Annotated in this window: 4 protein-coding genes; all 4 read left to right on the top strand. The window is 74.9% G+C overall.

The features are described 5' to 3' along the window. Nucleotides 1–24 precede the first annotated feature (24 nt). Genes ACFQ6N_RS11735 through ACFQ6N_RS11750 form a run of 4 tightly spaced genes read left to right on the top strand, consistent with a single transcriptional unit; the run spans nucleotide 25 to nucleotide 23,190 of the window. Nucleotides 25–3,201 carry an amino acid adenylation domain-containing protein gene (locus tag ACFQ6N_RS11735; RefSeq protein WP_380648616.1) on the top strand — a complete coding sequence of 1,059 codons (3,177 nt, stop codon included), beginning with the start codon at nucleotides 25–27 and terminating at the stop codon, nucleotides 3,199–3,201. Then, nucleotides 3,198–6,236 carry an amino acid adenylation domain-containing protein gene (locus ACFQ6N_RS11740; protein ID WP_380648617.1) on the top strand — a complete coding sequence of 1,013 codons (3,039 nt, stop codon included), beginning with the start codon at nucleotides 3,198–3,200 and terminating at the stop codon, nucleotides 6,234–6,236. The genes ACFQ6N_RS11735 and ACFQ6N_RS11740 overlap by 4 nt, the downstream gene beginning before the upstream one ends. A gap of 11 nt (nucleotides 6,237–6,247) precedes the next feature. After that, nucleotides 6,248–22,843: a non-ribosomal peptide synthase/polyketide synthase gene (locus ACFQ6N_RS11745; RefSeq protein WP_380648618.1), complete on the top strand. Its 16,596-nt coding sequence runs from the start codon at nucleotides 6,248–6,250 to the stop codon at nucleotides 22,841–22,843. Beyond that, nucleotides 22,840–23,190 carry a nuclear transport factor 2 family protein gene (locus ACFQ6N_RS11750; RefSeq protein ID WP_380648620.1) on the top strand — a complete coding sequence of 117 codons (351 nt, stop codon included), beginning with the start codon at nucleotides 22,840–22,842 and terminating at the stop codon, nucleotides 23,188–23,190. The genes ACFQ6N_RS11745 and ACFQ6N_RS11750 overlap by 4 nt, the downstream gene beginning before the upstream one ends. Nucleotides 23,191–23,272 lie beyond the last annotated feature (82 nt).

The raw sequence follows: 23,272 nt of genomic DNA on the forward strand, positions 1-23,272 counted from the left end.
GCCGCACGACCACAAGGAGTCCCCGTGATCCCGTTGTCATTCGCCCAGCGACGGCTGTGGTTCATCAACCGGCTGGAGGAGCCGAACGGTACGTACAACGTCCCCGTGGTCGTGCGGTTCCGGGGCCCGCTGGAGGTGGAGAGCCTGCGCGGCGCCCTGCGCGACGTGGTGGTCCGCCACGAGCCGCTGCGCACCACGTTCCTGGAGCGGGACGGCGAGCTGTGGCAGGAGGTGGCGGACGAGCGGACCCTGGAGGTCCCGTTCGTCACCGAGCCCTGCACGGCGGAGCAACTGGAGGAGCTGGTCGACGCCGAGGCGGCGCGGCCCTTCGACCTCTCGACGGACATGCCGCTGCGGGCGCGGCTGCTCTCGGTCGACCCCGAGCAGCACGTCCTCGTGGTGGTGATGCACCACATCGCCAGCGACGGCTGGTCGATGTCCCCGCTGATGCGCGACCTCGCGGAGGCGTACGAGGCGCGCTGCGCCGGCCGGGAGCCCGGCTGGGAGCCGCTGCCGGTGCAGTACTCGGACTACGCGCTGTGGCAGCGTGACCTGCTCGGTGAGGAGGACGACCCGGAGAGCTTGGTGTCCCGCCAACTCGCGTACTGGCGTGAGGCGTTGGCCGAGCTCCCGGAGGAGCTGTCGCTGCCCGTCGACCGGCCCCGGCCGGCCGTCGCCTCGCACCGCGGCGACACCGTCCGCTTCGAGGGCGACGCCGATGTGCACCGGCGGCTGGCGAGGATGGCGCAGGCCGACGGCGGCACCCTGTTCATGGTGCTCCAGGCGGCCCTCGGTGTGCTGCTGTCGCGGCTCGGCGCGGGTACCGACATTCCGCTCGGCACGCCGGTCGCGGGCCGTACCGACGAGGCGCTGGACGACCTGGTCGGCTTCTTCGTCAACACCCTGGTGCTGCGCACCGACCTCTCCGGCAACCCGACCTTCACCGAACTGCTCGGCCGGGTGCGCCGCACCGACCTGGCGGCCTTCGAGAACCAGGACGTCCCCTTCGAGCAACTCGTCCAGGAGCTCAACCCGGAGCGCTCGCTGGCCCGCAACCCGCTGTTCCAGGTCATGCTGGTGCTGCAGAACGCGGCCACGCCGCGCCTGGACTTCGCGGGCCTCGACGTCGAGCACCGGGTCGCCACCAGCACCGGTGCGAAGTTCGACCTGACCCTGGACCTCGCCGAGCGGCAGGACCTGTTCGGCGGCCCGGCCGGGCTGAGCGGCACCCTCCAGTACTCGGCGGACATGTTCGACCGCCGGACCGCCGAGTGGCTGGCGGCGAGCCTGGTGCGGGTGCTGGAGGCCGTGGCGTCCTTCCCGGACGCCCGGGTCGGTGAGCTGGACCTGCTCAGCGACGAGGAACTGGCGCTGCTGGAGGAGTGGAACGGCCCGGCGGGTGTGCCCGTGGAGGCGTGCGCGCACGAGGTGTTCGAGGCCCGCGCGGCCGACACCCCGGAGGCGACGGCGCTGGTCTTCCGCGACCGGCGGGTGACGTACGCCGAGCTGAACGCCCGGGCCAACCGGGTCGCCCGGCAGCTGCGCGACATGGGAGTGGAGCGCGGCGAGGTGGTCGGGGTGCTGCTGGAGCGCGGCGTCGACCTGGTGGCCGCCGTCCTCGGTGTGCTGAAGGCCGGTGCGGGCTACACCGTCCTGGACACCGACTTCCCGGTCGACCGCTGGAAGGCCGTCCTGGGCCAGGTGGACGCCGGCGTCCTGGTCACCGCGGCCGTCCACGCGGACCGGGTGCCGGAGCTGCGCAGCGTCCGGATGGACGCCGACGCCGAGGCGATCGCCGCGCAGGACCCCGCGGACCTGGGCCCGACCTCGGGCCTGGACGACGTGGCCTGCGTCATGTTCACCTCCGGGTCGACGGGTCGGCCGAAGGGTGTGGTGGCGTCGCACCGGGCTCTGGTGGCGACGCTGGTGGGCCAGGAGTTCGTGGACTTCGGGCGTGAGCAGGTGTGGTTGCAGTGCTCGCCGGTGTCGTGGGACGCGTTCGCGCTGGAGTTGTTCGGGGCGTTGTTCTCGGGTGCGATGTGTGTGCTGCAGCCGGGTCAGCGGCCGGAGCCGGCGGTGATCGAGGCGCTGGTGGCGGAGCACAAGGTCTCCACGGTGCATGTGTCGGCGAGCCTGCTGAACTTCCTGTTGGACGTGTATCCGGCGGTGTTCGCGTCGGTGGACCAGGTGATGACGGGTGGTGAGCCCGCGTCGATGCCGCATGTGCGCAAGCTGTTGGAGCTGCGTCCCGGTCTGCGGTTGGTGAACGGGTACTCGCCGGTGGAGAACATGATCTTCACCATGTGCCACACCGCGCTGGCGGCGGACACCTCGGCGGTGTCGCTGCCGGTCGGGCGGCCGATCGCGGGCAAGCGTGTCTATGTGCTCGACAGTTTCCTGAACCTCGTTCCGCCGGGTGTGGCGGGGGAGTTGTACATGGCGGGCCCGGGTCTGGCGCGTGGGTACGCGGCGCAGCCGGCGTTGACGTCGGAGCGGTTCGTCGCGAACCCGTTCGAGCCGGGGACCCGGATGTACCGCACGGGTGACCTGGTGCGCTGGCGCGCGGACGGCGTGATGGAGTTCCTGGGCCGGGCGGACCAGCAGGTGAAGATCCGCGGTTTCCGGATCGAGCTCGGCGAGGTCGAGGCGGCCCTGTCGCGCTGCGAGGGCATCCGCCAGGCCGTCGTCCTGGCCCGCGAGGACACCCCCGGCGACAAGCGCCTCGTCGGCTACGTCGTCGGCGAAACCGACACGGACCCGGCCGCCCTCGACCCCGCCGACCTGCGCGAACAGGTCGCCGCCTTCCTGCCCGAGTACATGGTCCCGTCCGCCGTCGTGGTGCTGGAGGCGATCCCGCGCACCCCGAACGGCAAGCTCGACCGCAAGGCGCTGCCCGCCCCCGACTACAGTGCGGCGAGCACCGGCCGCGCCCCGCGCACCCCGCAGGAGGAGATCCTCTGCGCGCTGTTCGCCGAGGTCCTCGGCCTGGACGCGGTCGGCATCGACGACAGCTTCTTCGCCCTCGGCGGCCACTCCCTGCTCGCCACCCGTCTGATCAGCCGCATCCGCACCGCCCTGAACGCCGAACTGGGCATCCGCACGGTCTTCGAGGCCCGGACCGTCGCCGCCCTCGCACAACGGCTCTCCGCCGCCGGCAAGGCCCGTCCGGCCCTCCGGCCGCGCCGCAAGGAGACGTCGTGACTCCACCGCCGACCGCACCGGGGCCGCACACGCCGCCCGCGCTGCTGCCGGGCCTGTTCGAGGCCCAGGCCGCCCGCACCCCGAGGGCCACCGCCGTGGTCTTCGAGGGCGCCACGCACAGCTACGCCGAGCTCAACGCCGCCGCCAACCGCCTGGCCCGTCTGCTGATCGAGCACGGCGCGGGCCCCGAACGCACCGTCGCCCTGATGCTGCCGCGCACCGCCGGACTGGTCGTCAGCCTGCTGGCCGTGCTCAAGACCGGCGCCGCGTACGTGCCGGTCGACCCCGACCACCCGGCCGACCGGATCGGCTACGTACTGGACGACGCCAGGCCCGCCCTGGTGCTCACCACCGAGGCCCTGGCCGACCGCCTCCCGGCCGACGCGCTGACCGTCGACTCCGCCGCCACCGCCGAGGACCTGGCCGGGCGGGCGGCGGGCGACGTCACCGACGCCGAGCGCCGCGAACCGCTGCGGCCCGGGCACCCCGCGTACGTCATCTACACCTCGGGCTCCACCGGCCGCCCCAAAGGGGTCGTGGTGCCGCACGCCGCACTGGCCAACCTGCTCGGCGACCTCGGCCGCCGCTTCCCGCTCACCGAGCGGGACCGCTGGCCGGCGGTCACCACCTTCGCCTTCGACATGGCCGTCCCCGAGCTCTACCTGCCGCTGGTCAACGGCGCCCGGATGGTCCTCGTCCCCCGGCCCGTGGTGACCGACCCGGCGGCGCTGACCCGACTGCTGCACCGCTGCGGCGCCACCGTCCTCCAGGCCACCCCCTCGCTCTGGCGCACCCTGGTCGAGCACGGCGCCGAACTGCCCCCACTGCGCGTGCTGGTGGGCGCGGAGGCGCTGCCGGCGCCGCTCGCGGCGGCGATCGCCCGGTACGGCGAGGTCACCAACCTGTACGGCCCCACCGAGACCACCGTCTGGTCCACGGCCGCCCGGCTCGACCCCGCGACCGGCGAGGTGTCGATCGGCGGGCCGATCACGGACACCCGGGTGTACCTGCTGGACGAGGCGCTGCGCCCGGTGCCGGAGGGCGAGACGGGCGAGCTGTACATCGCCGGCGGCGGGCTCGCCCGCGGCTACCGGGGCCGGCCCGGGCTGACCGCCGAACGCTTCGTCGCCGACCCGTCCGCCGTCGGCCGCCGGATGTACCGCACCGGCGACCTCGCGCGCCGCGCCGCCGACGGCGGACTGCGCTTCGTGGGCCGGGTCGACAGCCAGGTGAAGGTGCGCGGCCACCGGATCGAGCTCGGCGAGGTCGAGGCGGCGATGCTGCGCCACCCCGGTGTCGCGCAGAGCGCCGTCCTGGCCCGCGAGGACCGGCCCGGCGACGTCCGGCTGGTCGGCTACGCGGTGCCCGCCCGCCCGGCGCCCGAACGGGCCGAGGCGCAGGACGCCCGGCAGGTCGAGGGCTGGCAGACGGTCTTCGACGCCGAGTACGGGTCCGACGCGGGCCTCGCCCTCGGGGAGGACTTCCGGCTCTGGCGCAGCAGTTACGACGGCTCGCCGATCCCGCGCGCCGAGATGGAGGAATGGCGGGACGGCGCCGTCGCGCGGATCCGCGCACTGGCGCCCCGGCGGGTGCTGGAGATCGGCGCCGGCAACGGGCTGATCCTGTCGAAGCTGGCCCCGCACTGCGCCTCCTACTGGGCCACCGACGTGTCGGCGAGCGCGATCGAGGCCCTGCGCGAGGGCCTGGCCCGGGTGCCCGGGCTCGCCGTCCGGCTGTCCGTGCAACCGGCGGACTCCGTGGCCGGGCTGCCGCTCGGCGGCTTCGACACCGTGGTGCTCAACTCCGTCGCGCAGTACTTCCCGAGCGGCGAGTACCTGCTGCGGGTGGTCGAGCGGGCACTGCAACTGGTCGCGCCCGGCGGCACCGTCTTCCTCGGGGACCTGCGCAACCTGCGGCTGCGGCGCTGCCTGGCGGCCGCGATCCGACTGGGCCGGGCCGAACCGGACGCCGACACCGGGGTGCTGCGCAAAGAGATCGAGGCCGCACTGGCGGCCGAGGAGGAACTCCTCGTCGACCCGGCGCTGTTCACCGCGCTGCCCGGACTGCTGCCGGAGGCGGCCTCGGTCGAGGTGCTGCTGCGCCGCGGCACGCACCACAACGAGCTGACCCGGCACCGGTACGACGTGGTGCTGCGCCGCGGTCCGGTGCCCCGGCGGCCCGCCGCGGCACCGGACCGGCCCTGGGACACCTGGGCGGACGGCCTGGACGGGCTGGCCCGCCACCTGGAGGAGCGGCGCCCGGCCCGGCTGCGGGTGACCGGCGTGCCCAACGGCCGGCTCGCGCACGAACTCGCCGCGCTGCGCGTCCTGGACGCGGACGGCACGGTCGAGGAGGCCCTGGCCGCCTACCGGGGCGGCCCCGGCACCGCCCCGGACCCGGAGGCCTTCCACGCCCTGGGCGAGCGGCTCGGCTACCGGGTCGCGGTCGGCTGGGCCGGGACGGACCCGGGCGCGCTCGACATCCGCTTCGACGACCCGGCCGCCGAACCGGTGCCCGGGGCCGACCGGGCCGACGGCGACCGCGCCGTTCCGGAGCCCGACCCCGCGCCCGCCGCCTGGACCAACGTGCCGGCCGGCTCCCGCGAACAGGCCGCGCTGGCCGGCGAGGTCCGCGCGCTGCTCGCCGCACAACTGCCCGGGTACATGGTGCCGAGCGCCATCGTGACGCTGGACGCCATGCCGCTCACCCCGAACGGGAAGCTGGACCGCAAGGCCCTGCCTGTCCCGCTCCAGTCGGCGGCCGGCACCGGGCGCGCGCCGCGCACCCCGCACGAGGAGACCCTCTGCGTGCTCTTCGCCGAGGTGCTGGGCCTGGACGCCGTGGCCGGCGTCGACGACGACTTCTTCGAGCTGGGCGGCCACTCCCTGCTCGCCACCCGGCTGATCAGCCGGATCCGCACCGAACTCGATGCCGAGCTGGGCATCACGACGATATTCGAAGCCCGTACTGTCGCCGGCGTCGCGAAGCGGCTGGCCGGCGCCGACAAGGCCCGGCCCGCTCTGCGGCCGCGGTAGAAGGAGTTCCCGTGATTCCCCCGTCTTCCGCGCAGCGGCGCCTGTGGTTCGTCAACCGACTGGACGGCTCCGGCAGCACCTACAACAACCCCGTCGCCCTGCGGCTGACCGGCCCGCTCGACGTCCCGGCCCTGGAGGCCGCGCTCGCCGACCTGGCGGAGCGGCACGAGCCGCTGCGGACCGTCTTCCCCGAGGTCGACGGCGAGCCGTACCAGCGGGTGCTGGACGCCGACGAGGCGCGGCCCGTGCTCGACCGCGCCACCTGCCCGGAAGACGGGCTGACCGCCGCGCTGGAGGCGCGGGCGCAGCGGCCCTTCGACCTGACCGTCGAAGCGCCGCTGCGCCCCACCCTGTTCGCCCTCGGCGCCGAGGACCACGTCCTGCTGCTGGTGATGCACCACATCGCCTCGGACGGCTGGTCGATGGCCCCGCTGCTGCGCGACCTGACGGCCGCGTACGAGGCCCGGCTCGCCGGCCGGGAGCCCGGCTGGGAGCCGCTGCCGGTGCAGTACTCGGACTACGCGCTGTGGCAGCGCGAGCTGCTCGGCGACGAGAGCGACCCGGACAGCCTGACGTCACGTCAGATCGCCTACTGGCGGCAGAACCTGGCCGACCTCCCGGAGGAGCTGTCGCTGCCGGCGGACCGTCCGCGACCGGCCGTCGCCTCGCACCGCGGCGCGGTCGTCGAGCTGGACCTCGGGGCACCGCTGCACCGGGCGCTGGCCGGCCTGGCCGAGGAGAGCGGCGCGACCCTGTTCATGGTGCTCCAGTCCGCCCTCGCGGTGCTGCTGTCGCGGCTCGGCGCGGGTATCGACATCCCGCTCGGCACGCCGGTCGCGGGCCGGACCGACGAGGCGCTGGACGACCTGGTCGGCTTCTTCGTCAACACCCTGGTGCTGCGCACCGACCTCTCGGGTGACCCGACCTTCCGTGAACTGCTCGGCCGGGTCCGGGACACCGACCTGACCGCGTTCGATCACCAGGACGTCCCCTTCGAGCAGCTGGTGGAGGTCCTGCGGCCGGAGCGCTCGCTCGCCCGCAACCCGCTGTTCCAGACCATGCTGATGCTGGAGAACACCGGGGAGGACGCCCCGGAGGGCGCCTCCGGGCTGCGGATCGCCCAGCACCGGTTCCTGTTCGACGCCGCCAAGTTCGACTTCACCCTCGCCTTCGTCGCCCGGCACGCCGCGGACGGCACCCCCGCCGGGATCGCCGGCGCCTGGGAGTTCGCGACCGACCTGTACGACCGGGAGAGCGTCGAGCTGCTGCGGGACCGCCTGCTCGGCGTGCTCGCCCTGGTCGCGGCCGACCCCGGGCTGCGGGTCGGGGCCGTCCCGGTGCTCGGCGAGGCCGACCATCGGGCGCTGGCCGAGGGCAACGACACCGCCCGCCCGGTCGAGCCGGCCGGCCTGCACGAACTGTTCGAGGCCCAGGTCGATCGCACCCCGGACGGCACCGCCGCCGTCCACGAGGACGAGACCGTGAGCTACGCGGAGCTGAACGCCCGCGCCAACCGGCTCGCCCGCCGGCTGGTCGCCGCCGGCGCCGGCCCGGAGACCCTGGTCGGGCTCTCGCTGCCGCGCTCGGTCGACCTGCTGACCGCCCTGCTGGCCGTCGCCAAGACCGGCGCCGCCTACCTGCCGATCGACCCGGACTACCCGGCCGAGCGGGTGGCCTTCATGGTCGAGGACGCCCGCCCGGTGCTGATCGTCACCAGCCGCGCGACCACCGTCCCGGCCCCCGAGGGCACCGCCCTGCTGGTCCTGGAGGACGTCGCCGAGGAGGTCGCCCGGCAGCGCGCCGACAACCTCGACGACGGCGACCGGCTCGCCCCCACCGACCCGCGCCAACCCGCGTACGTCATCTACACCTCCGGCTCCACCGGCCGCCCCAAGGGCGTCCTGGTCACCCACCAGGGAGTCGCCGGGCTGGCCGGCTCGCACATCGAGCACCTGGAGGTGGGCCCGGACAGCCGGATGCTCCAGTTCGCCTCGATCAGCTTCGACACCGCCCTGTCCGAGATCTGCGTGGCACTGCCCGCCGGCGCGGCCCTGGTGATGGCCTCCCGCGACCGCATCCAGCCCGGCGAGCCGCTCGCCGCCCTGCTCGCCGAACAGGCCGTCACCCACGTCACCCTGCCGCCCGCCGCCCTCGCCCAGCAGCCCGCCGAGGGCGGACTGCCCGACGGCACCACCCTGATCGTCGCGGGCGACGCCGTCCGCCCGGACCTGGTCCGGCAGTGGTCGGCCGGCCGCCGGATGATCAACGCGTACGGGCCGACCGAGGCGACCGTCTGCACCAACCTCAGCCTGCCGCTCACCGGTTCGGCCACGCCCCCGATCGGCCGCCCGGTCTGGAACGTCCGTGAGCACGTGCTGGACGAGCACCTGCGGCCGGTCCCGGTCGGCGTCCGCGGCGAGCTCTACATCGCCGGCCCCGGTCTGGCCCGCGGCTACCTGAACCGGCCCGGCCTGACCGCCGAGCGCTTCGTCGCCGACCCCTTCGAGCCCGGCGCCCGGATGTACCGCACCGGCGACGTGGTCCGCCGCCGCCGGGACGGCCAGCTGGAGTTCGCCGGCCGGGTCGACCACCAGGTCAAGATCCGCGGCTTCCGGATCGAACCGGGCGAGGTGGAGGGCGTCCTCGCCGGCCACCCCGCCGTCGGCCAGGTCGCCGCCGTGGTCCGTGAGGACACCCCCGGCGACAAGCGCCTGGTCGCCTACGTCGTCCCGAGCGGCGCCGAGCCCGCCGACGTCCTCGCCCTGCGCCGCTTCGTCGGCCGCACCCTGCCCGAGTACCTGGTGCCCGCCGCGGTCGTCCTGCTCGACGCGCTGCCGCTCACCCCGAACCGCAAGCTCGACCGCAAGGCGCTGCCCGCCCCCGACTACGGCACCGCCGGGGCCGGCCGCGCCCCGCGCACCCCCCGCGAGGAGGTGCTCTGCGCGCTGTTCGCCGAGGTCCTCGGCGTGGCCCGGGTCGGCATCGACGACAGCTTCTTCGACCTCGGCGGCCACTCGCTGCTCGCCACCCGCCTGATCAGCCGGGTCCGCACCGTCCTCGGTACCGAACTCGGCATCCGCGAGCTGTTCGCCGCGCCCACCCCGGCCGGCCTCGCCGCCGCCGTCGACCACGGCGCCGCCGCCCGCCCCGCCCTGCGACCGGCCGCCGACCGGGGCCCGGTGCCGCTCTCCTTCGCGCAGCAGCGGCTCTGGTTCCTGGCCGGCCTGGAGGGGCCGAGCGCCACCTACAACAGCTCCACCGCGCTGCGCCTGCGCGGCGGGCTCGACGTCCCCGCGCTCCGGGCCGCCCTGACGGACCTGCTGGAGCGGCACGAGGCACTGCGCACCGTGGTCGCCGAACAGGACGGGCGCCCGTACCAGCGCGTCGTCGGACTCGGCTCCGAGGGCGTGGAGCTGCCCGTCCTCGAAGCCCGGGCGGACGAGCTCGCCGGGCTCGTCGCACGGGTCGCCGGACACCACTTCGACCTGGCCGCCGACCTGCCGCTGCGCCCCACCCTGATCCGGCTGGGCGCGGAGGAGCACGTGCTGGTCCTGGTCAGCCACCACATCGGCACCGACGGCTGGTCGATGGCCCCGCTGCTGCGCGACCTGACGGCCGCCTACGAGGCGCGGCTCGCCGGCCGGGAGCCCGGCTGGGAGCCGCTGCCCGTGCAGTACTCGGACTACACGCTGTGGCAGCGCGAGCTGCTCGGCGACGAGAGCGACCCGGACAGCCTGGTGTCGCGCCAACTCGCCTACTGGCGTGAGGCGTTGGCGGATCTTCCGGAGGAGCTGGCGCTGCCCGCCGACCGCTCCCGCCCGGCCGAGGCCGGCCACGCCGGCGGCCTCGTCTCCGCCGGCCTCGACGCGGCGAGCCACCGGGCCCTGGCCGCCCTGGCCCGGGACAACGGCACGACGCTGTTCATGGTCCTGCAGTCCGCGCTGGCCGCGATGCTGTCGCGGCTCGGCGCGGGTACCGACATCCCGCTCGGCACGCCGGTCGCGGGCCGGACCGACGAGGCGCTGGACGACCTGGTCGGCTTCTTCGTCAACACCCTGGTGCTGCGCACCGACGTCTCCGGCGACCCGACCTTCCGCGAACTGCTGGAGCGGGTCCGCGACGCCGACCTGGCCGCCTTCGACCACCAGGACATTCCCTTCGAACGCCTCGTCGAGGCGCTCAACCCCGAACGCACCGCCGCCCGGCACCCGCTGTTCCAGGTGCTGATGCAGCTCCAGACCAGTGACGGCGGGGCCCTCGAACTCCCCGGCGTCCAGGCCTCGCTGGAACCGTACGAGTGGACCGCCGCCAAGTTCGACCTCGGCCTGGTCTTCACCGAGCTGCGTGACGAGCAGGGCGGGCCGGCCGGGCTCACCGGCACCCTGGAGTACTCCGCCGACCTGTTCGACCGCCGGACGGCGCAGTGGCTGGCGTCGACCCTGGTCCGGGTGCTGGAGGCGGTGGCCGGCGACGCCGACCTCCGCGTCGGCGGGCTGGACCTGCTGAGCGGCGCCGAACTGGCGCTGCTGGAGGAGTGGAACGGCCCGGCGGGCGTGCCCGTGGAGGCGTGCGCGCACGAGCTGTTCGAGGCCTGGGCCGCGGACACCCCGGAGGCGACGGCGCTGGTCTTCGAGGACCGGCGGGTGACGTACGCCGAGCTGAACGCCCGGGCGAACCGGGTGGCGCGGCAGCTGCGCGACACGGGAGTGGAGCGCGGCGAGGTGGTCGGGGTGCTGCTGGAGCGCGGCGTCGACCTGGTGGCCGCCGTCCTCGGCGTGCTGAAGGCCGGCGCGGGCTACACCGTCCTGGACACCGACTTCCCGGCGGACCGCTGGCAGGCCGTGCTCGACCAGGTGGACGCCGCAGCGGTGGTCACCACCGGCGAGCGCCCCGCGCTGCTCCCGGCCGACCGTACCGTCCGGATGGACGCCGACGCCGAGCGGATCGCGGCGCACTCCGGCGACGACCTCGGCCTGGCCGTCGGCCCGGACGATGTGGCGTGTGTGATGTTCACCTCCGGGTCGACGGGTCGGCCGAAGGGTGTGGTGGCGTCGCACCGGGCTCTGGTGGCGACGTTGGTGGGTCAGGAGTTTGTGGACTTCGGGCGTGAGCAGGTGTGGTTGCAGTGCTCGCCGGTGTCGTGGGACGCGTTCGCGCTGGAGTTGTTCGGGGCGTTGTTCTCGGGTGCGATGTGTGTGCTGCAGCCGGGTCAGCGGCCGGAGCCGGCGGTGATCGAGGCGCTGGTGGCGGAGCACAAGGTCTCCACGGTGCATGTGTCGGCGAGCCTGCTGAACTTCCTGTTGGACGTGTATCCGGCGGTGTTCGCTTCGGTGGAGCAGTTGATGACGGGTGGTGAGCCCGCGTCGATGCCGCATGTGCGCAAGCTGTTGGAGCTGCGTCCTGGTCTGCGGTTGGTGAACGGGTACTCGCCGGTGGAGAACATGATCTTCACGATGTGCCACACGGCACTGGCGGCGGACACCTCGGCGGTGTCGCTGCCGGTCGGGCGGCCGATCGCGGGCAAGCGTGTCTATGTGCTCGACAGTTTCCTGAACCTCGTTCCGCCGGGTGTGGCGGGGGAGTTGTACATGGCGGGCCCGGGTCTGGCGCGTGGGTATGCGGCGCAGCCGGCGTTGACGTCGGAGCGGTTCGTGGCGAACCCGTTCGAGCCGGGGACGCGGATGTACCGCACGGGTGACCTGGTGCGCTGGCGCGCGGACGGGGTGATGGAGTTCCTGGGCCGGGCGGACCAGCAGGTGAAGATCCGCGGCTTCCGGATCGAGCTCGGCGAGGTCGAGGCGGCGCTGTCGCGCTGCGAGGGCATCCGGCAGGCCGTCGTGCTGGCCCGCGAGGACACCCCCGGTGACAAGCGCCTCGTCGGCTACGTCGTCGGCGAGAGCGGCACCGAAACGGCCGCCCTGGACCCGGCCGCGCTGCGCGCCCTGGTCGGCAGGCAGCTCCCCGAGTACATGGTCCCGTCCGCCGTGATCGTCCTCGACGCGCTGCCGCTCACCCCGAACGGCAAGCTCGACCGCAAGGCCCTGCCCGCCCCCGACTTCACCGCCACCGGCACCGGCCGCGCCCCGCGCACCCCGCAGGAGGAGATCCTCTGCGCGCTGTTCGCCGAGGTCCTCGGCCTGGAGAGCGTCGGCGTCGACGACGGGTTCTTCGACCTCGGCGGCCACTCGCTGCTCGCCACCCGCCTGATCAGCCGCATCCGCACCACGCTCGATGCCGAGCCGCGGATCCGCGACCTCTTCCAGTGCCCCACCCCGGGCCGGCTCGCCGCTCTGCTCGACGGCCTCGCCGGCGCCCGCCCCGCCCCGGTGCCGCTGCCCCGGACCGGCGCCGCGCCGCTGTCCTTCGCCCAGCGCCGGCTCTGGTTCGTCTCCCGGCTGGAGGGCCCCAGCGACACCTACAACAGCTCGCTGGCCCTGCGCCTGCGCGGCCCGCTCGACGTGCCCGCCCTGCGCGCCGCCCTCACCGACCTGGTCGGCCGGCACGAGGCCCTGCGCACCGTCTTCGCCGAGCACGACGGCGAGCCGTACCAGCGCATCCTGGACCTCGCCGAGGCACCGGTCGACCTGCACGAGACCACGTGCACCGAGCAACAGCTTGCCGACGAGGTCTCCCGGGCCGCCAAGCACCTCTTCGACCTCGCCACCGACCTGCCGCTGCGCCCCACGCTGATCCGGCTGGGCGCCGAGGAGCACGTGCTGGTCCTGGTCAGCCACCACATCGCCACCGACGGCTGGTCGATGGGCCCGCTGCTGCGCGACCTCGCCGCCGCCTACCGGGCCCGCGGCGCCGACCGGGCCCCCGACTGGCGGCCGCTGCCGGTGCAGTACGCCGACTACGCGGCCTGGCAGCGCTCCCTGCTCGGCGACGAGAGCGACCCGGACAGCCGACTGGCCGGCCAACTCGCCTACTGGCGCGGCATGCTGGCCGAGCTGCCGGAGGAGCTGACGCTGCCGGCGGACCGGCCCCGCCCGGCCGTCGCCACCTTCACCGGCGGGGTGGTGTCCGCCGAGGTCGACGCGGACGTGCACCGCGCGCTGGCCGCCCTGGCCCGGGACAACGGCGTCACCCTGTTCATGGTCCTGCAGTCCGGGCTCGCGGCGATGCTGTCGCGGCTCGGCGCGGGCACCGACATCCCGATCGGCATGTCGGTCGCGGGCCGCACCGACGAGGCGCTGGACGAGCTGGTCGGCTTCTTCGTCAACTCGCTGGTGCTGCGCACCGACGTCTCCGGCGACCCCACCTTCCACGAGCTGCTGGCCCGTGTCCGGGAGACCGACCTGGGCGCCTTCGACCACCAGGACGTGCCCTTCGAGCGCCTGGTGGAGCTGGTCAACCCCGCCCGGCTGAGCGCCCGGCACCCGCTGTTCCAGGTGCTGCTCCAGCTCCAGAACACCGCCGAGGTGCGGCCCGAGTTCCCCGGCGTCGACGCGGACTTCGAGGACCTGGGCTGGGACCGCGCCAAGTTCGACCTCAGCGCGGTCTTCTCCGAACTGCGGGACGACACGGGCGCGGCGGCCGGCCTGACCGCCTCCCTGGAGTACTCCGCCGACCTGTTCGACCGCACCACCGCCGAGCGGCTGCTCGCCTGCCTGGTCCGGCTGCTCGGCGCGATCGCCGCCGACCCGGCCGCCCGGATCGCCGCCCTGCCCCTGCTCTCGGAGGCCGACCGGCGCGCCCTGGCCGGCTGGAACGCCACCGACCACCCCGTCCCGGCCGGCGACCTGCACCAGCTGTTCGAGGCACAGGTCGCCCGGACCCCGGAGGCCGAGGCCGTCGTCTTCGAGGACGAGAGCCTCAGCTACGCGGAGCTGAACGCCCGCGCCAACCGGCTCGCCCGCCACCTGGCCGCGGCCGGGGCCGGCCCGGAGACCCTGGTCGGGCTCTCGCTGCCCCGGTCGGTGGACCTGGTGGTGGCCACCCTGGCCGTGACCAAGACCGGCGCCGCCTACCTGCCGATCGACCCGGCCTACCCGGTCGACCGGATCGGGTACATGCTCGCCGACGCCCGCCCGGCGCTGCTGCTGACCGACCGGGCGACCGAGGCGCCGCAGGGCGTCCGGGTGCTGGTCCCGGCGGACATCGCCGCCGAGGTGGCCGCCCACCCGGCCGACGACCTCCCGGCTTCCGGCGACCCGGCCCGCCCCGCGTACGTCATCTACACCTCCGGCTCCACCGGCCGCCCCAAGGGCGTCGTGGTCACCCACCGGGGCATCGCCAACCTGGCGGACGCCCAGGTCGACCGGTTCGGCATCACCCCGGGCAGCCGGGTGCTCCAGTTCGCGTCGCTGAGCTTCGACGCCGCCTTCTCGGAGCTGACCACCGCGCTGCTGAGCGGCGCCACCGTGGTCCTGGCACCGGCCGCGCGGCTGATGCCGGGTGAGCCGCTCGCCGCCCTGCTCGCCGAACAGGCCGTCACCCACGTCACCCTGCCGCCCGCCGCGCTCGCGCAGCAGCCCGCCGAGGGCGGGCTGCCCGACGGCATGACCCTGGTGCTGGCCGGCGAGGCCGCCCCGGCCGAACTGGTGGCGCGCTGGCTGCCGGGCCGCCGGGTGATCAACGCCTACGGCCCGTCGGAGGCGACGGTCTGCGCCACCATGAGCCTGCCGCTGACCGGCGGCGAGGGCGTCCCGCCGATCGGCGGGCCGATCCGCAACACCCGGGCGTACGTCCTGGACGGCCGGCTGGGCGCCGTCCCGGTCGGCGTCATCGGCGAACTGTACGTCGCCGGCCCCGGCCTGGCCCGCGGCTACCTGAACCGGCCCGGCCTGACCGCCGAACGGTTCGTCGCCAACCCCTTCGAGCCCGGTACCCGGATGTACCGCACCGGCGACCTGGTGCGCCGCCGCCCGGACGGCCAGCTGGAGTTCGCCGGCCGGGTCGACCACCAGGTGAAGATCCGCGGCTTCCGGATCGAACTCGGCGAGGTCGAGGCCGCGCTGTCCCGCTGCGAGGGCGTACGGCAGGCCGTCGTCCTGGCCCGCGAGGACGCGCCCGGCGACAAGCGCCTCGTCGGCTACGTCGTCGGCGGTCCCGACCCGGCGGCCGAACCGGACCCGGCCGAACTGCGCGACCTGGTCGGGGAGCAGCTCCCCGAGTACATGGTGCCGTCCGCGGTGATCGTCCTCGACGCGCTGCCGCTCACCCCGAACGGCAAGCTGGACCGCAAGGCCCTGCCCGCCCCCGACTACGCGGCCGGCAGCACCGGCCGGGCCCCCCGCACGGCCCGCGAGGAGATCCTCTGCGCGCTGTTCGCCGAGGTCCTCGGCCTGGAGAACGTCGGCATCGACGACGGCTTCTTCGACCTGGGCGGCCACTCCCTGCTCGCCACCCGCCTGATCAGCCGCGTCCGCACCACCCTGCACGCCGAACTGAGCATCCGCGACCTCTTCCAGTACCCGACGGTACGGACCATGGCCGCGGCCCTGGACCACCAGGGCGGCGTGCGGACACCGCTCACCCCCCGCCCCCGCACCGGGGACGTCCCGCTCTCCTCCGCCCAGCAGCGGCTCTGGTTCATCAACCGGCTCGACGGCCCCGACGGCGCCTACAACAGCCCGATCGTGCTGCGCCTGCGCGGCCCGCTGAACGCGCTCGCCCTGGAACAGGCGCTGCTCGACGTCGTCGCCCGGCACGAGTCGCTGCGCACGGTCTTCCCGGAGACCGACGGGGTCCCGCGCCAGCACGTCCTGGAGCACGTCTCCGGCCGGCTGCGGCTGGTCGTCCACGACTGCACCGCCACCGGGCCCGAGGAGGCGCTCGCCACCGCGATCGACCGCGGCTTCGACGTCACCACCGACCTGCCGCTGCGCGCCGACCTGCTCCGGGTCGCCCGCGAGGACCACGTCCTCGCGCTGACCTTCCACCACATCGCCACCGACGGCTGGTCGATGGCCCCGCTGCTGCGCGACCTGACCGCCGCCTACGAGGCCCGGCTCGCCGGCCGGGCCCCCGCCTGGGTGCCGCTGCCCGTCCAGTACGCCGACTACACCCTGTGGCAGCGCGAGCTGCTCGGCGACGAGACCGACCCGGACAGCCTGCTCGCCCGCCAACTCGACTACTGGCGCGGCATGCTGGCCGAGCTGCCGGAGGAGCTCACGCTCCCGGCGGACCGGCCCCGCCCGGCCGTCCCCTCCTCGGCCGGCGGCGTGGTCCGCACCGAGCTGGGCCCGGACGCGCACCGCGCGCTGGCCGCCCTGGCCCGGGACAGCGGCGTCACCCTGTTCATGCTCCTGCAGTCCGCGCTGGCGGCGACGCTGTCCCGGCTCGGCGCGGGCACCGACATCCCGATCGGCATGTCGGTCGCCGGGCGCACCGACGAGGCGCTGGACGACCTGGTCGGCTTCTTCGTCAACTCGCTGGTGCTGCGCACCGACGTCTCCGGCGACCCGACCTTCCGCGCCCTGCTGGAGCGGGTCCGGGAAGCGGACCTGGGCGCCTTCGAGCACCAGGACGTCCCCTTCGAACGGCTGGTGGAGCTGGTCAACCCGGCCCGCTCGGGCTCCCGGCACCCGCTGTTCCAGGTGCTGCTCCAGGTGCAGAACATGGCCGAGGCACGCCTGGAGTTCCCCGGCGTCGACGCGGCCTTCGAGGACTTCGGCTGGGAGCGGTCGAAGTTCGACCTCGGCGTGATCTTCTCCGAACTGCGGGACGACACCGGCGCCCCGGCCGGCCTGGCCGGCACGCTGGAGTACTCCGCCGACCTGTTCGAGCGGACCACCGCCGAGTGGCTGCTCGCCTGCCTGGTGCGGGTGCTGGAGGCGGTGGCCGACCGCGCCGAGGTACGCGTCGGCGAGCTGGACCTGCTCAGCGGCGCCGAACGCGCACTGCTGACGGAGTGGAACGGCCGGACCGGCGAGCCGGTGGAGACCCTCGCCCACGAGGTGGTCGAGGCCTGGGCCGCCGACACCCCGGACGCGACGGCGCTGGTCTTCGCGGACCGGAAGGTCACCTACGCCGAGCTGAACGCCCGGGCCAACCGGGTCGCCCGGCAGCTGCGGTCCGTCGGCGTGCGGCGCGGCCAGGTGGTCGGCGCGCTGGTGGAACGCGGCGTGGACCTCGTGGTGGCGGTGCTCGGCGCCCTGAAGGCCGGGGCCGGCTACACCGTGCTGGACACCGACTTCCCGGCGGACCGCTGGCAGGCCGTCCTGGACCAGGTGGACGCCGCCGCGGTGGTCACCACCGGCGGGCGGCCCGACCTGCTCCCGGCCGGCCGCACCGTCCGGCTGGACGCCGACGCCGAGCGGATCGCCGCACACTCCGGCGACGACCTCGGCCTGGCCGTCGGCCCGGACGACACGGCCTGCGTGATGTTCACCTCCGGCTCGACCGGCCGGCCCAAGGGCGTGGTGGCCTCCCACCGGGCGCTGGTGGCGACACTGGTCGGCCAGGACTTCGCGGACTTCGGCCGCGAGCAGGTCTGGCTCCAGTCCTCCCCGGTGTCCTGGGACGGCTTCGCCCTGGAGCTGTTCAGCGCGCTGTTCTCCGGCGCCACGTGCGTCCTGCACCCGGGCCAGCGGCCCGAGCCGGCCGTCATCGAGGCCCTGGTGGCCGAGCACGGGATCACGTCCGTCTTCCTGTCGGCGAGCCTGCTGAACGTCATGGCGGACGAGCACCCGGACGCCCTCGCCGCCCTGCCGCAGGTCCTCACCGGCGGCGAGGCGGCCTCCACGGCCCACGTCCGCCGGCTGCTGGAGCGCAACCCCGGGCTGCGGCTGGTCAACGTCTGCGGCCCGGTGGAGAACATGATCCTCGGCGTCTGCCACCGGATCCGCCCGCAGGACGCCGACGGCGCCTCGGTGCCGGTCGGCCGGCCGATCGCCGACAAGCGGGTGTACCTGCTGGACGACGCGCTCGGCCTCGTCCCGCCGGGCGTGGCCGGCGAGCTGTACATGGCCGGGCCCGGCCTGGCCCGCGGCTACGCAGCGCAGCCGGGGCTGACCGCCGAACGGTTCGTCGCCGACCCCTTCGCCCCCGGGGAGCGGATGTACCGCACCGGCGACCTGGCCCGCTGGCGGGCCGACGGCCTGATGGAGTTCATCGGCCGCGCCGACCACCAGGTCAAGATCCGCGGCTTCCGGATCGAACTCGGCGAGGTCGAGGCCGCGCTGTCCCGCTGCGAGGGCGTACGGCAGGCCGTCGTCCTGGCCCGCGAGGACGCCCCCGGCGACAAGCGCCTCGTCGGCTACGCCGTCGGCGAGCCCGGCCTCGACGCGGCGCGGGTCCGCGAGAGCCTCGGCGCGCACCTGCCCGAGCACCTCGTCCCGTCCGCCGTGATCGTCCTCGACGCGCTGCCGCTCACCCCCAACGGCAAGCTGGACCGCAAGGCCCTGCCCGCCCCCGACTACGCGGCCCTCACCACCGGCCGGGCCCCCCGCACGGCCCGCGAGGAGATCCTCTGCGCGCTGTTCGCCGAAGTGCTCGGCCTGGAGAACGTCGGCATCGACGACGGCTTCTTCGACCTCGGCGGCCACTCGCTGCTCGCCACCCGCCTGATCAGCCGCATCCGCACCACCCTGGACGCCGAACTGACCATCCGCGAGCTGTTCCAGCACCCGACCGTCCGCGCCGTCGCCACCGCGCTGGACAGCCGCGGCCGGGTCCGCACCGCGCTCACCCCCCGGCCGAGGACCGGGGACGTCCCGCTCTCCTTCGCCCAGCAGCGCCTCTGGTTCATCAACCGGATCGAACGGACCAACGAGAACGCCTACTACAACTGCCCGTTCGCCTACCGCCTGCACGGGCCGGTGGACGCCGCGGCGATGGAACGGGCCCTGCTGGACGTCGTCGCCCGGCACGAGTCGCTGCGCACCCTCCACCCCGAGACCGACGGCGTCCCGCGCCAGCACGTCGTCCCGGACGTCACCGGCCGGCTGCGCCTCACCGTCCACGACTGCACCGCCGACGGACCCGCCGAGGCGATCGCCGCCGCCGTCGGCCGCGGCTTCGACGTCACCACCGACCTGCCGCTGCGCGCCGACCTGATGGTGGTCGCCCCCGACGAGCACGTCCTGCTGCTGGTGATCCACCACATCTCGACCGACGGCTCCTCGATGGCCCCGCTGATGCGCGACCTCGCCACCGCCTACCGGGCCCGCTGCGCCGGCCGGGAACCCGGCTGGGAGCCGCTGCCGGTCCAGTACGCCGACTACACCCTGTGGCAGCGCGAACTGCTCGGCGACGAGAGCGACCCGGACAGCCTGATGGCCGCCCAGATCGCCTACTGGAAGGAGGCCCTGGCCGACCAGCCCGAGGAGATCACCCTCCCGGTGGACCGGCCCCGCCCGGCCGTCCCCTCGCACACCGGCGGTACGGTGCACGCCGTCCTCGACGCGGCCGCGCACCGGGACCTCGCCGCACTCGCCCGGTCCAACGGCGTCACCCTGTTCATGCTGCTGCACGCCGCTGTCGCCACCGCGCTGTCGCGGCTGGGCGCCGGGACCGACGTCACCGTCGGCACCCCGGTGGCCGGCCGCACGGACGAGGCCCTGGACGGCCTGGTCGGGTTCTTCGTCAACACCCTGGTGCTGCGCACCGACCTGTCCGGCAACCCGACCTTCCGCGAGCTGCTCGCCCGCGTCCGGGAGACCGACCTGGCCGCCTTCGAGCACCAGGACGTCCCCTTCGAGCGCCTGGTGGACGTCCTCAACCCGGCCCGGGTCGCCGCCCGCAACCCGCTGTTCCAGATCGTCCTGGCCCTGCACAACCACGCCGTGGAGGACGCCGAGTTCGCCGGCCTGCCGGTCGAGGCGGAGCCCTTCGAGCTGAGCGCCGCCAAGCTCGACCTCAACCTCAACTTCACCGAGGTCCGCGACGCCGACGGCACGGTGACCGGCCTGGCCGCCGCCCTGGAGTACTCCGCCGACCTGTTCGACCGCTCCACCGCCGAATGGCTGCTCGACCGGCTGCTCGCCCTGCTCGGGACGGTCACCGCCGACCCCGACGCGCGGATCGGCGCGCTGCCGGTGCTCTCCGCCGCCGCCCGGCGCGAGCTGGCGGCCTGGAACGACACCCGCCACCCCGTCCCGGCGACCACCCTGCACGGGCTGGTCGAGGCCCAGGCGGCCCGCACCCCGGAGGCCGTCGCCGTCCGCTCCGGCGACACCGCGCTGACCTACGCCGCACTGGACGCCCGGGCCAACCGGCTGGCCCACCACCTGCTGGCGCTCGGCGCCGGACCGGGCCGGCTGGTCGCCGTGGCCGTGCCCCGCTCGACCGACCTGCTGCCGGCACTGCTCGGGGTGCTCAAGACCGGCGCGGCCTACGTCCCCGTCGACCCGGGCCACCCGGCGGACCGGATCCGGCAGATCCTGGCCGAGGCCCGCCCGGTGGCGCTGCTCACCGACACGGCCGGCGCGGACGCCGGGTGGACGGACGCCGCCGCCGGAGCCCCGGTGCTCGCCCTCGACGGCGCCGCCGCCCGCACGGCCCTGGCCACCCGGCCGGACACCGCGCCGCCGCCCGTCCCGCACGCCGAGGCACAGACCGCCTACGTCATCTACACCTCCGGCTCCACCGGCCGCCCCAAGGGCGTCGTGGTCGACCACCCGGGCGTGGTCAACCTGCTGACCGAGCTGGCCCACGAGATGCCGATGGACGCCGCCGACGTGATGCTCCAACAGGCCACGCCCGCCTTCGACATGGCGGTGCCCGAGCTCTACCTGCCGCTGGTGCAGGGCGCCGCCACCGTCCTGACGAGTCGGGAGGAGGTCCGCGACCCGGCGCTGCTGGCCGGACTGATCGGACGGCACCGGGTCACGGTGTTCCAGGCCACGCCGAGCCTGTGGCAGGCGCTGCTGGACGAGCACCCCGAAGCCGTCCGGGGCCTGCGGATGATGGTCGGCGCGGACGCCCTGCCGCCGGCCCTGGCGGCCCGGCTGGCGGAGGCCGGATCCCGGCTGGTCCACTGCTACGGACCCACCGAGACCACCGTCTGGTCGACCACCGCCGACCTGACCGGCGGGGCCGGCACCCCGCCGATCGGCCACCCGATCCGCAACACCCGGGCGTACGTCCTCGACGAGTACCTCAACCCGGTGCCCCCGCGGGTCGTCGGCGAGCTGTACCTGGCCGGCTCCGGCCTGGCCCGCGGCTACCTGGACCGGCCCGGCCTGACCGCCGAGCGGTTCGTCGCCGACCCGTTCGAGCCCGGTACCCGTATGTACCGCACCGGGGACCTGGTGCGCCGCCGCCCGGACGGGCAACTGGAGTTCGCCGGCCGGGTCGACCACCAGGTGAAGATCCGCGGCTTCCGGATCGAACTCGGCGAGGTCGAGGCCGCGCTGGCCGCCCACCCGGCGGTCCAGCAGAGCGCGGTCACCGTCCGCGAGGACACCCCGGGCGACCAGCGGCTCGTCGGCTACGTGGTGCCGCGGCCCGGTCAGGCGCCGGAGCCGGCCGAACTGCGCCGGCACACCGGCGAGCGGGTGCCCGAGTACATGGTGCCGTCCGCCGTCGTCGTCCTCGACGCGCTGCCGCTGACCTCCAACGGCAAGCTGGACCGCAAGGCCCTGCCCGCCCCCGCCTACACCGGCACCGGGCGCGCGCCCCGCAACCCCCGCGAGGAGGTGCTCTGCGCCCTGTTCGCGGAAGTCCTCGGACTGGCCGCGGTCGGCGTCGACGACAACTTCTTCGACCTCGGCGGCCACTCCCTGCTCGCCACCCGGCTGACCAGCCGGATCCGCGCCGCCCTCGGGGTCGAACCCGGCATCCGCGACCTGTTCGCGGCGCCCACCCCGGCCGGCCTCGCCGAGGCGCTGGACGGCGGCGGCGAGGGCGACGCGCTCGGCGTGCTCTTCCCGCTGCGCCCGCACGGCGGCGCCACCCCGCTGTTCTGCGTCCACCCGGTGGCCGGGATCAGCTGGGTCTACTCCGGCCTGCTGCGCCACCTCGACCCGGACGTCCCGGTGTACGGGCTCCAGGCCCGCGGGCTGACCGAGCCGGGCGCGCTCCCGGCGAGCATCGCCGAGATGGCCGAGGACTACGTCGCCGAGATCCGCAAGGTCCGCCCGCACGGCCCGTACCGGCTGCTCGGCTGGTCCTTCGGCGGCATGGTCGCCCACGCCGCGGCCGTCCGGCTCCAGGCCGAGGGCGAGCGGGTCGAGCTGCTCGCCGTCCTGGACGGCTTCCCCGCCCACCCGGAGGCCGACCGCCTCCCGGCCGACGCCGAGGAGTCCCGGACACTGGCCGGACTGCTCGACTCGCTCGGCCACCCGGTGCCCGAACAGGCCGAGGCGGACGGCACGTTGGACCGGTCCGGGGTCCGGGCGGTGCTGCACCGCGAGGGCAGCCCGCTCTCCGGCCTGGACGACGGGCAACTCGCCGCCCTGGTCGCGGTCTTCGCCAACAACGCCGGACTCGTCCACTCCGGTGTCACCGGGGTCTACGACGGCGACCTGCTCCACTTCAACGCCACGCTCGGCAAGCCCGCCGACGCGCCCACCGCCCAGGACTGGCGCCCGTACGTCACCGGCGCCGTCCTGACCCACGATCTCGCCTGCCACCACGGCGCCATGACGCAGCCGGAACCGATCGCCGCCGTCAGCGCCGTGCTGGCCGGCCACACCCCCACCCAGAGGAGGACCTCATGAACCTCGCACAGGCCCAGGAGTTCTACGACGCGGTCGACACCGGCGACATCGCCGGCCTGATCGGACGTTTCGCCCCCGAGGGCTCGTACCACCGGCCCGGCTACGACCCGCTGGTCGGCCGCGAGCGGGTGCGCCGCTTCTACGCCGAGGAGCGGAAGATCAAGGAGGGGCGGCACGTCCTGGAGCGGGTCGTCGCCTCCGACGGCCTGGCCGCCGTCCACGGCACGTTCAGCGGCACGCTGCACGACGGCAGCCCGGCCGACCTGCGCTTCGCCGACTTCTTCGAGCTGACGCCGGAGGGCCTGATCACCCGCCGCGACACCTTCTTCTTCACCCCGCTGGTCTGAGCGCGCCCGGCGGGGGGGGCCGGGCCCCCCCCCCCCCCCCCCCCCCCCCCCCCCCCCGGGGGGGGGGGCCCCGCCCCGCACG

The sequence above is a fragment of the Kitasatospora sp. NPDC056446 genome, assembly GCF_042796115.1.
Classification (GTDB): Bacteria; Actinomycetota; Actinomycetes; order Streptomycetales; family Streptomycetaceae; genus Kitasatospora.

What these genes read in the sequence shown, in the direction of transcription:
- ACFQ6N_RS11750 (WP_380648620.1), top strand. Translation starts at nt 22,840, where the DNA reads ATGAACCTCGCACAGGCCCAGGAGTTCTACGACGCGGTCGACACCGGC.